A 10,421-nucleotide genomic window follows, 5' to 3' on the forward strand; every position below is an offset into this window, starting at 1 on the left:
CCCAGCCCACCTTCGACGCGGCTCGCCGCCGCTTCGTCAAACTCGCGTCAACCGCGAGCGCGCGTCGCGCGTTATCCGACGCAGATGCCGCTAGAAAGCTATCCGGCATTCGCGTTCGGCCCCGCCGCCCCGTGATGCTTTCACAAAGCGGAACGTCGACCGAAGCGCTCGCAGACGCGTCGGCAAATTTGTTTGATGCGGCTGTCAACCGAAAGGTGGATGGCACGTTTACCGACATGACTCATTGACCGGGTCATTTGGTTAATTAACTAAAGCTGAGGATTTACAAATGAGCAAACTGATCGCCGCTCTGGTCGCTGGCCTGTTCGCAACGGCTGCTTTCGCACAAGCTTCGGCTCCGGAAGCTTCGGCTCCGGCCGCTGCTTCGGCTCCCGCCAAGCACGTCAAGAAGCACGCCAAGAAGCATTCGAAGAAGGCTGCCAAGGCAGAAGCCGCTTCGGCCGCTTCGGAATAAGTTTGTTGTAACGACGCAGTCAAGAACCAGCAGTACTGCCGTTCTTTACGGCGTTGGAAGGCAGGCGGCCGCAAGGCGCCTGCCTTTTTCTTTTCTTTTTTTCGGCGCACGCACTTTGCTCGGTTCGCGCCCGCTCGCGTAACATGCGCGGGGTCTCGTCGTCCAAAAGGAGTCTTCTCGTGCGATTCTCGATTCGCTCGTGGCGGGCGCGTTTCGCCGCCGTCGCTTTGTCCGCCTTTGCGCTCGCGGCCGTGCAGCTCGCGCCGGGCCCGGCCTTTGCGCAGGCCCTGCCCGCCGGTGCCAAACCGCCCGAGGCGTTCCCGCATGTGAAGTTGACCGTCGGCATGTTCGTGATCGACGCGGCCGTGGCCGCCAATGATCCCGACCGCGAGCAAGGGCTCATGTACCGGACGCAACTCGCGCCGAACGAAGGCATGCTGTTCGTGTTCGGGGAGAACGCCGTTCACTGCTTTTGGATGAAGAACACGCTGATCCCGCTGTCGATCGCCTTCATGCGCGCCGACGGCACGATCACCGACATCGACGAAATGCAGGCAGAGACCACGAACAATCACTGCCCGCGCAACAACGGCGTCTATGCCCTCGAAATGTCCAAAGGCTGGTTCGCCGCGAAAGGCATCAAACCCGGCATGAAGATCGACGGGTTGCCGCGGCCGCAGTAGCCGGTTACGGCTGCCTCACGCGCCGCCACCTAGCGACGCTTGAGCAAAAGCCTTGGGCAGGCGCTATGCTTGTAGGTCTGCAACATCGCATGCGCCGCGTATCGGCGGGATCTCGTCCCGGCTTTCGCGGCGCTCACATTCCAAGGAGATCGACGTGCCCCGCAAGACTCCCATCGAGCGCTATCGAAATATCGGCATCAGCGCTCACATCGATGCCGGCAAGACCACGACCACCGAACGTATCCTGTTCTACACCGGCGTGAGCCATAAGATCGGCGAGGTTCACGAGGGCGCGGCGGTGATGGACTGGATGGAGCAGGAGCAGGAACGCGGCATCACGATCACGTCGGCCGCGACGACGGCGTTTTGGAAAGGCATGGCCGGCAACTACCCCGAGCATCGGATCAACATCATCGATACGCCCGGACACGTCGACTTTACAATCGAAGTGGAACGTTCGATGCGCGTGCTCGACGGCGCCTGCATGGTGTACGACTCGGTCGGCGGCGTACAGCCGCAATCGGAAACGGTGTGGCGCCAGGCGAACAAGTACAAGGTGCCGCGCATCGCATTCGTCAACAAAATGGATCGCGTCGGCGCCGACTTCTTTCGCGTCCAGCGCCAGATCGGCGAACGGCTCAAGGGCGTCGCCGTGCCGATTCAGATCCCCGTGGGGGCCGAGGAACATTTCCAAGGCGTGATCGATCTCGTCAAGATGAAAGCGATCATCTGGGACGAGGAAAGCCAAGGTGTGAAGTTCGAGTACCGGGACATTCCCGAGAATCTGCGCGCAAGCGCCGAGGAATGGCGCGAGAAGATGGTCGAGGCCGCCGCAGAGGCAAGCGAAGAACTACTCGAAAAGTACCTCGAGGATCATACGTCGCTGACCGAAGCCGAAATCAAGGGCGGCTTGCGCAAGCGCACGATCGCCAATGAGATCGTGCCGATGCTGTGCGGCAGCGCCTTCAAGAACAAGGGCGTGCAGGCGATGCTCGATGCCGTGATCGATTACCTGCCCTCGCCCATCGACGTGCCCGCGATTCTCGGCCACACCGAGGACGACGAGGAAGCCGAACGCCACCCGAGCGACGAGGAGCCGTTCTCCGCGCTCGCGTTCAAGATCATGACCGATCCGTTCGTCGGCCAGTTGATCTTCTTTCGCGTGTACTCGGGCATCGTCAACTCCGGCGACACCGTCCTCAACTCGACCAAGAACAAGAAAGAGCGCATCGGGCGAATTTTGCAGATGCACGCGAACGACCGCAAAGAGATCAAAGAGGTCTATGCGGGCGACATCGCGGCCGCCGTCGGTTTGAAGGAAGCGACGACGGGCGACACGCTTTGCGATCCGGCCCACCCGATCATCCTCGAACGCATGATTTTCCCCGAGCCCGTGATCTCGCAAGCGGTCGAGCCGAAGACGAAAGCCGACCAGGAAAAGATGGGCATCGCGCTCAATCGCTTGGCGCAGGAAGACCCGTCGTTCCGCGTGCAGACCGACGAGGAATCGGGGCAGACGATCATCTCGGGCATGGGCGAGCTGCACCTCGAGATTCTCGTCGACCGGATGAAACGCGAGTTCGGCGTGGAGGCGACCGTCGGCAAGCCGCAAGTGGCGTACCGCGAAACCGTTCGCACCAGCGTCGAAGATGTCGAAGGCAAATTCGTCAAGCAATCCGGCGGGCGCGGTCAGTATGGCCACGTCGTCATCAAGCTCGAGCCGCAGCCGCCGGGCAAGGGCTACGAGTTCGTCGATGCGATCAAGGGCGGCGTCGTGCCGCGCGAGTACATCCCCGCGGTGGACAAGGGCATTCAGGAAACGCTCAAGAGCGGTGTGCTGGCCGGCTACCCCGTCGTGGACGTGAAAGTGACGCTCACGTTCGGTTCGTACCACGACGTCGATTCCAACGAAAACGCCTTCCGCATGGCGGGCTCGATGGCGTTCAAGGACGGTATGCGGCGCGCCAAGCCCGTCTTGCTCGAACCGATGATGGCCGTCGAGGTCGAAACGCCGGAGGACTTCATGGGCAACGTCATGGGCGATCTCTCAGGCCGGCGCGGCATCGTGCAAGGCATGGACGACATCGCGGGCGGCGGCGGGAAAGTCATTCGCGCCGAGGTGCCGCTGGCGGAAATGTTCGGCTATTCCACTTCGCTGCGCTCGCTCACGCAAGGCCGCGCGACCTATACGATGGAGTTCAAGCATTACGCCGAAACGCCCGCGAACGTATCGGAGTCCATCGTCAATTCCAAAGGAAAGTAGCGCCCGCCAGTAGGCTCCGGCCAACGCCGGAGCCGCGCGCGCAAGCAGCGGCAATTGTCGAGCCCGCCGGGACGCCGCACGCCCGGCGGGCTTTTTTTCGCTAAACTGCAAACGCATTCGTCGTCGCCGTACCGATCGTCAACGCCGCGCTGCTCCTTGCGAGCGCGCCTCCCACACGAACCGGAACCCCATCGATGAAGAACCCCACAGCGCTTGACCTGTCTCTGGCTGCGGCTCGCCGCGAAGCCGACGAACTGGGCAATCACGCCATCGACGAATTCCTCGCTCACCGCATCTCCCGCCGCGATTTGCTTCGCTATGCAAGCGTTCTGGGCTACTCGGGCGTCGTGTTGGCGGCGAGCGGCCTGGCGGCGCCGGTGCGAGCCCGCGCGCAAGCGGCCGGCGCGGGCTCGCGCGACGCCACCATACGGGTCGCGCATTTGACGCCCGCGGGACGCGTAGACCCGCTCACCGTGGCCGATGCGGCCGGGCTCGCGTTGATCGCGCAAACCGGCGAGTTTCTGATCGACGACGTGGGCGGCGCCGCACCGCTCAAGCCCGCCTTGGCGTTGTCGTGGCGCACGAACGAGAAGGGCGACGTCTGGACGTTCAAACTGCGGCAAAACGTCAAATTCCACGACGGCAAACCTTTCGGGGCCGAAGATGTCGCCGCCACGTTCGACAGGCTCGCCGATACGGCGAGCGGCTCGGCCGCGCTCTCCGTCTTCAAGGGTGTCCTGTCAAAGGGCGGCGTGCGCGCCGTCGACGATCACACGGTCGAGTTTCACCTCGATGCGCCGAACGGCAATTTCCCCTACTACGTCTCATCGGACAATTACAACGCGGTCATCCTGCCGGCCGGTTTCAAGGGCGACTACGAAACGAGCTTCATCGGCACGGGGCCGTTCAAGCTCGAACGATATGAGGCCAAGCGCGGCGCATCGTTCGTGCGCAATCCCGATTACTGGGGCAACAAAGCGCTGCCCGCACGCGTGCAGTTCGCCTTCTACGCCGACAGCCAAGCTCAGATTCTCGCGTTGCAAGGACGGCAAGCCGATGTGATGGGCGATTTGACCGTGCAGGGAGGATTGGGGATTCTGAACAATCCCGACTTCGTCGTGCAAGGGGTCAAGTCGAGCGCGCATCGCCAGATTCACATGCGCTGCGATACCGCGCCGTTCAACGATAAGCGCGTGCGCCAAGCGCTCGCCCTCGCGGTCGATCGCGACGTGCTCGTGCGCGGCTTGTTCAAAGGGCGAGCCGTCGTGGGCAACGACAGCCCGTTCGCACCCATCTTCGCGTCGACCAATCCGTCCGTGCCGCAGCGCCGCCACGACGTTGCCGAGGCAAAGAAATTGCTGGCGCAAGCGGGGCATCCCAACGGCTTCGCTGCGACGTTGACGACGGAGAAGTTCATGGAGATTCCCGATCTGGCGGTCGTGCTGCAAAACGCGCTGAAAGGGATCGGCGTTGCGCTCACGTTGAAGGTGGAAAGTCAAGGCCAGTATTACGGCAAGGGAAGCTTCGGGAGTTCCGATTGGCTCGACGCGCCGCTCGGCATCACGGATTACGGTCACCGCGGCGTGCCCAACCTGTTCTTGAATGCGCCGCTCGTCAGCACCGGCGCATGGAACGCAGCCCACTTCAAGGACGCCGATTACGACAAGCTCGCCGGCCAATTCGTCGCTGCGATCGACGTCGCATCGCAAAAGCGCATTGCCGGCGACATCGAGACGTTGTTGCTCGATCGAACGCCCATGGTCATCCCGTACTTCTTCGATCAACTCATCGCCACCCGCAAAAACGTGACCGGTGTGCGCTTCACGGCCATCTCCCAGCTCTATTTCGACCGCGCCCAATTGACGGCATGACTAGGCTGCGTGCACAGGCACAGGAATAGTTCACTCTTCCAATCCACCCCAACGGTCCGACTACGCCATCACGATGCTCGATACCGTTTTTTCGCCACGCGGTCATGCTGCCCGCGGCAGCGCCGAGCGCATCGCGCGCTTTCTCGCGGGCCGGTTTGCGCTGTCGCTGGTAACGCTGTGGCTGCTGTCGATGATCGTGTTCGCACTCGGCCAACTGCTCCCGGGCGATATCGGCCGCGCGATCCTAGGTCCGCTGGCCGACGCGCGGGCCGTCGCCGCGCTCGATCATCAGCTCGGCGCCGATCGGCCCGTGCTCGTGCAGTACACGCATTGGATCGGCCATTTCCTGCGCGGCGACATGGGCAACTCGTACGCGTACCGCACACCCGTCGCGCCGTTCGTCGCGCACGCCCTGCTCAACTCGGCCAAGCTCGGCGCACTGGCGTTCGCCATCGTCGTCCCGCTCGCGATCGCCGCCGGCGTCTGGGCCGCCCTGCACGAGGGCCGGTGGCTAGACCGCACGATCATGATCGCCGGCTTGTCGGCCACCGTCGTCCCGGAGTTCGTCTCGTCTATCGCACTCATTCTCGTGTTCGCGATTTGGCTGCGCTGGCTGCCCAGTGAAGCCGGATATCCGAACGATGCGGATGCGCTGACCGCACTGCGGCATCTGATCCTGCCCGCCTTCCCGCTCGTTTTCGTTTTCTTCGGATATATCGCAAAGATGGCGCGAGCGGGCACGGTCGAAGCGATCGATGCCGATTACACACGCACGGCCGTGCTCAAGGGATTGCCCGGGCGCGTCGTCCTCGTTCGCCATGTGCTGCCCAATGCGCTGATGCCGACGATCACGGTCGCCGCCACGCAGCTCGGCTATATGGTGGGCGGCCTGGTGGTCGTCGAGACGCTCTTCCATTATCAAGGGATCGGTTCGCTGATCTACAACGCCGCGATGGCCAAAGACTTTCCGATGCTCGAAGCAGGCGTACTTGCGGTCGGCGTCATCTATATGGCCGCGAATCTGATCGCCGATGCGCTGATCGCCGTGCTCGATCCGCGCATTCGGCTTGGGGGCGCGCAATGAACGGCGCAGTCCCGCCCGCCGAAGCACCGCCGGCGAGCGAGCGTGCGCTGCAACCGGCGCGCCTCGAAACGTTGCGCGCGCTCGCCCGCTCGCCGAGCTTCCTCGTGGGCGCGGCGATCCTGCTCTTCTGGGTCGTTTGCGCCATCTTCGGCCCGCTACTCGCGCCGCTCGATCCTTATGCCTCCGATCCCCTCAATTCGCTCTCGCCGCCCGATCGCGTGCACTGGTTCGGCACCGACCAGCTCGGCCGCGACATATTTTCACGTGTCATTGTGGGGGCGCGCGACATTCTGACGATCGCTCCGCTCGCGACGCTCGTCGGCACGGTAGCCGGCACGACGCTGGGCCTCTTGGTCGGCTATTTCGGCGGGTGGCTCGACAATGCCTTAGGCCGCCTGATCGATGCGCTGCTCGCCCTGCCGCTCGTCGTGCTCGCCCTCGCCGCGCTGGCCGCGCTCGGCGCATCCAATGCGACCGTCGTGCTCGTGATCGGGCTCACCTTCACGCCGATCACGGCGCGCACCGTGCGCGCAGCCGTGTTGGCCGAGCGTCATCTCGACTATGTCGACGCGGCCCAACTGCGAGGCGAGCGCGCGCCCTACATCATGTTCGCGGAGATCTTGCCGAACGTGCTGCCGCCCGTCATCGTCGAAGCCACGGTGCGCCTGGGCTACGCGATCTTCGCCGTCGCGACGCTCTCGTTTCTGGGCTTCGGCATTCAACCGCCTTCGGCCGACTGGGGTTTGGCCTTGTCCGAATCGTATGCGCTGATGACGGGCGGAGCATGGTGGACCGTCGTGTTCGATGCGGGGGCCATCGCCACGCTGGTCGTCGGCGTCAATCTCGTGGCCGACAGCGTGCAGGGAGTATTCGACCGGTGAGCGCCGCGCCCCGTGCCTATCCCGCCTTCGACACCGCGACGAGCGGCGAGGACGATGCGCTCGCCGTCGTAGGCCTGAGCGTCGCCTATCGCGTGCGCGGCCGCGAGCGCGAGGTCCTGCATGACGTGACGTTCCGCGTGCGCCGGGGCGAGGCGTACGGCTTGGTCGGCGAATCGGGCTGCGGCAAATCCACGGTGGCGCTCACGGCGCTCGCTTATCTACCGCGCAACGGCAGAATCACCGCGGGGCGCATCTCGATCGCGGGACGCGATGTCGCGTCGCTTTCGGCCGGCGCGCTGCGCGCGATGCGTGCGCACACGGTGTCGATGGTCTATCAAGATCCTTCGCGCGCGCTCAACCCGTCGCTGACGATCGGCCGTCAAGTGTCGGAAGCGTTCGAAGTGGCCGGCGCCACGCGCGCCGATGCCTTCGCGCGCGCGCTCGAGATGCTGCGCCACGTGCGCATCGCGGCGCCGGAGCGTGTGATGACAAGCTATCCGCATCAACTCTCGGGCGGCATGCAGCAACGGGTCGTGATTGCGATGGCGTTGGCGTCCAAGCCGGCGCTGCTGATCCTCGACGAGCCGACGACGGGGCTCGATGCGACCGTCGAGGCAGAGGTGCTCGACCTCGTCGCGAAACTGCGCGAAGAATTCGGCACCGCGGTGCTCTTCATCAGCCACAATCTGGCCGTGATCGGCCGCATGTGCAGTCGTGTAGGCGTGCTGTATGCGGGCCGTCTCGTCGAAGAAGGCGCGACGGCGGACGTGTTCGGCGCACCGAGCCATCCGTATACGGTCGGCCTGCTGCGATGCTTGCCGAGCGAAGGACGCAGCAAAGACGGGGAACCGCTCGACACGATAGCGGGCAGTCCGCCCCCGCCCGGCGCCGTGATCGCCGGCTGCGCCTTTGCGCCGCGTTGCCGGTTGGCCGACGAGCGTTGCCGGCGCGAGACTCCGCCGCCGCAGCGATTTCATGCCGAGCACGGATCGCAAATGTCGCGTTGCCATTACTACGAGCAAGCCCGCACGCTGGCCCACGCGGTGACGCCGCCCGCGCTAGCCGACGTCGCCCCCGATGTGCCTGCGCACGCGCCGCTTGCATTGCACGCGGCGCATTTGTCGAAGACGTTCGACGCGTCGGGCACGCCGATGCGCGCGGTCGACGACGTATCGCTCGATCTGGCTGCCGGCGAGACGCTCGGGCTGGTGGGCGAATCGGGCAGCGGCAAAACGACGCTCGCCAAGCTGCTCGTCGGCTTGCTGGCGCCGGACCCCGGCGCCACGCTCGAACTCGATGGCAAACCGCTGTCCGCGCATGTGGCGCGTCGCGACGACGAGCAGGTCAAGTCACTGCAGATCGTGTTTCAGAATCCCGACTCTGCGCTCAATCGCGCCCATTCGGTCAAGCGGCTGATAGGACGCGCGCTGTCCAAGCTCGGCGCCCTGCGGGGGCGCGCACATGGTGCGCGGCTTGCCACCCTGGCACATGCCGTGCGGCTACCGACGCGGTACCTCGATGCTCGGACACGGCAACTCTCGGGCGGACTGAAGCAACGTGTCGCGATCGCGCGCGCGTTCGCCGGCGATCCTCGCGTGGTGGTGTGCGATGAGCCCACCTCGGCGCTCGACGTCTCGGTGCAAGCGGCAATTTTGAATCTGTTGACCGATTTGCAGCGCGAACACGGCGTGAGTTATGTGTTCATTTCGCACGATTTGCACGTGGTGCGCTATGTGTCGGACCGCATCGCAGTGCTCTATCTCGGCAAACTACTCGAGATCGGGCCGGCGCACGCGGTTTTCGAGGGACCGCATCATCCTTATACCGAAGCGCTGCTGTCTGCGATGCCTACCTTCGGGCCGCCAACCGCACAATCGAGCGCTCGAATTCGTTTGGCCGGCGATCCGCCAAGCGGGGTAGCGCCCCCCTCCGGCTGCGTGTTTCACCCGCGCTGCCCGCGCAAGCTCGGCGCCATCTGCGAGAAACACGACCCGCCGTTCACCGATGCCGGCGAGGGTCATCGAATTCGCTGCCACATTCCCGTGCACGATCTGCGGGCGCTGCAACGCGAGACGCAAAGCGCGTAAGCGCGGCGCGACGCCGCTCGCTGCACTGCCGGTTGCTTCACCGCTTCGCACTTTCCTACTTCGTCTGGAACCGCTCATAACGCGCGCGATGCCGCGTTTCACCCGTGAAACGCTTTGAGCGGCATTTCGACTCGCAGACTTGCATCCCCACCCGTGGGCCTATATGCGGCGTGGTCCAGCCCCCGATGGCACGGTTATCGCGAGACGCCTCGCGCAGCAGCCTGACCGATGTGCGTGCCGTCGCACGGTTCGCGCATCGTATTCGGGTTGCGATGTCCGCCCTTTGGGGCGATGGGAGTACGACGACACTCGAACGTCGTTCCCAGCGGGGAGATGGCGATGAAGACCAAGGAAATTAATAAGGACTCCTACATATTTCACGGGATCCTGAAGGTGACGGCCGGGGCGGTGCTCGCGCTACTGGCGAGCGGGGCGCAGGCAGGCGCGCCTCTCGACTTGATGGGCCAGTGGCTGATCGAGACCAGCGCCACGATGCAGGCGGCTACAGCTTATTCCAGCGAGTCGGGCTCGCCGACGCCGCAGTTCCAGAGCGCGGCGCCATTCGATGCTGCGTCGTTGGCGTCCGACTCGAACACGGCGGATGCAAACACGACGCCCGCCTCGGCCAGCACCGAATGCCGCGATGCTGCCGGGCGATGGATATGCGCCGTCGATCCGGCCGACGCTGCGGCGACGAGCGATGTCGGCGGTACGGGTGAAGGAACTTCGGCAAGCGGCGACGGCAGCGGCGCTGCGCCCGGCGGCGCATTCGGTGGTGGGCGCGGCGACAACGGCGGCGCTGCGGCGCCCGGGCGAGGCGGGACCTCGAGCGGCACGGGTGGTAGCGGCGGCGGCCATGGCAACGGCGGCACCGGGAGTTCGAGCGGGTCCGGCGGCGGATCGAGCGGTTCGGGTGGTGGCTCGGGTGGTAGCTCTGGTGGCTCCAGCGGCGGTTCCGGTGGCTCCGGTGGCTCCGGTGGCTCCGGTGGTAGCTCTGGTGGTTCCAGCGGCGGTTCCGGTGGCGGCTCTGGCGGTGGTCCCGGCGGCGGCTCTGGCGGCGGCTCTGGCGGTGGTTCC

At 64.8% G+C, this 10,421-nt stretch carries 7 protein-coding genes and 1 pseudogene; all 8 read left to right on the forward strand.

Going from position 1 to position 10,421, the window contains the following annotated elements:
- The first annotated feature begins 289 nt into the window (after positions 1-289).
- Entirely contained in the window at positions 290-475 is a 186-nt protein-coding gene (locus QQS38_RS18510; RefSeq protein ID WP_479646803.1) for a hypothetical protein, read from the forward strand.
- A 179-nt stretch (positions 476-654) separates the two neighbouring features.
- Complete coding sequence (locus tag QQS38_RS18515; RefSeq protein ID WP_479646804.1) at positions 655-1,158, forward strand: DUF192 domain-containing protein; 504 nt, start codon at positions 655-657, stop codon at positions 1,156-1,158.
- Positions 1,159-1,312: 154 nt separating this feature from the next.
- Positions 1,313-3,421 carry an elongation factor G gene (gene fusA, locus QQS38_RS18520; RefSeq protein WP_479646805.1) on the forward strand — a complete coding sequence of 703 codons (2,109 nt, stop codon included), beginning with the start codon at positions 1,313-1,315 and terminating at the stop codon, positions 3,419-3,421.
- 194 nt (positions 3,422-3,615) lie between these two features.
- A complete protein-coding gene (locus QQS38_RS18525; RefSeq protein WP_479646806.1) occupies positions 3,616-5,292 on the forward strand; it encodes an ABC transporter substrate-binding protein in 1,677 nt (558 codons plus the stop codon).
- Between the two features lie 73 nt (positions 5,293-5,365).
- Positions 5,366-6,376, forward strand: a complete 1,011-nt coding sequence (locus QQS38_RS18530; RefSeq protein ID WP_479646807.1) for an ABC transporter permease — start codon at positions 5,366-5,368, stop codon at positions 6,374-6,376.
- Positions 6,373-7,257: an ABC transporter permease gene (locus QQS38_RS18535; RefSeq protein WP_479646808.1), complete on the forward strand. Its 885-nt coding sequence runs from the start codon at positions 6,373-6,375 to the stop codon at positions 7,255-7,257. The genes QQS38_RS18530 and QQS38_RS18535 overlap by 4 nt, the downstream gene beginning before the upstream one ends.
- A complete protein-coding gene (locus QQS38_RS18540; RefSeq protein WP_479646809.1) occupies positions 7,254-9,344 on the forward strand; it encodes an ABC transporter ATP-binding protein in 2,091 nt (696 codons plus the stop codon). The genes QQS38_RS18535 and QQS38_RS18540 overlap by 4 nt, the downstream gene beginning before the upstream one ends.
- 339 nt (positions 9,345-9,683) lie before the next feature.
- Positions 9,684-10,421, forward strand: a pseudogene (locus tag QQS38_RS18545) (hypothetical protein); the annotation flags it as partial.

This window comes from Trinickia sp. Z7 (genome assembly GCF_056498045.1).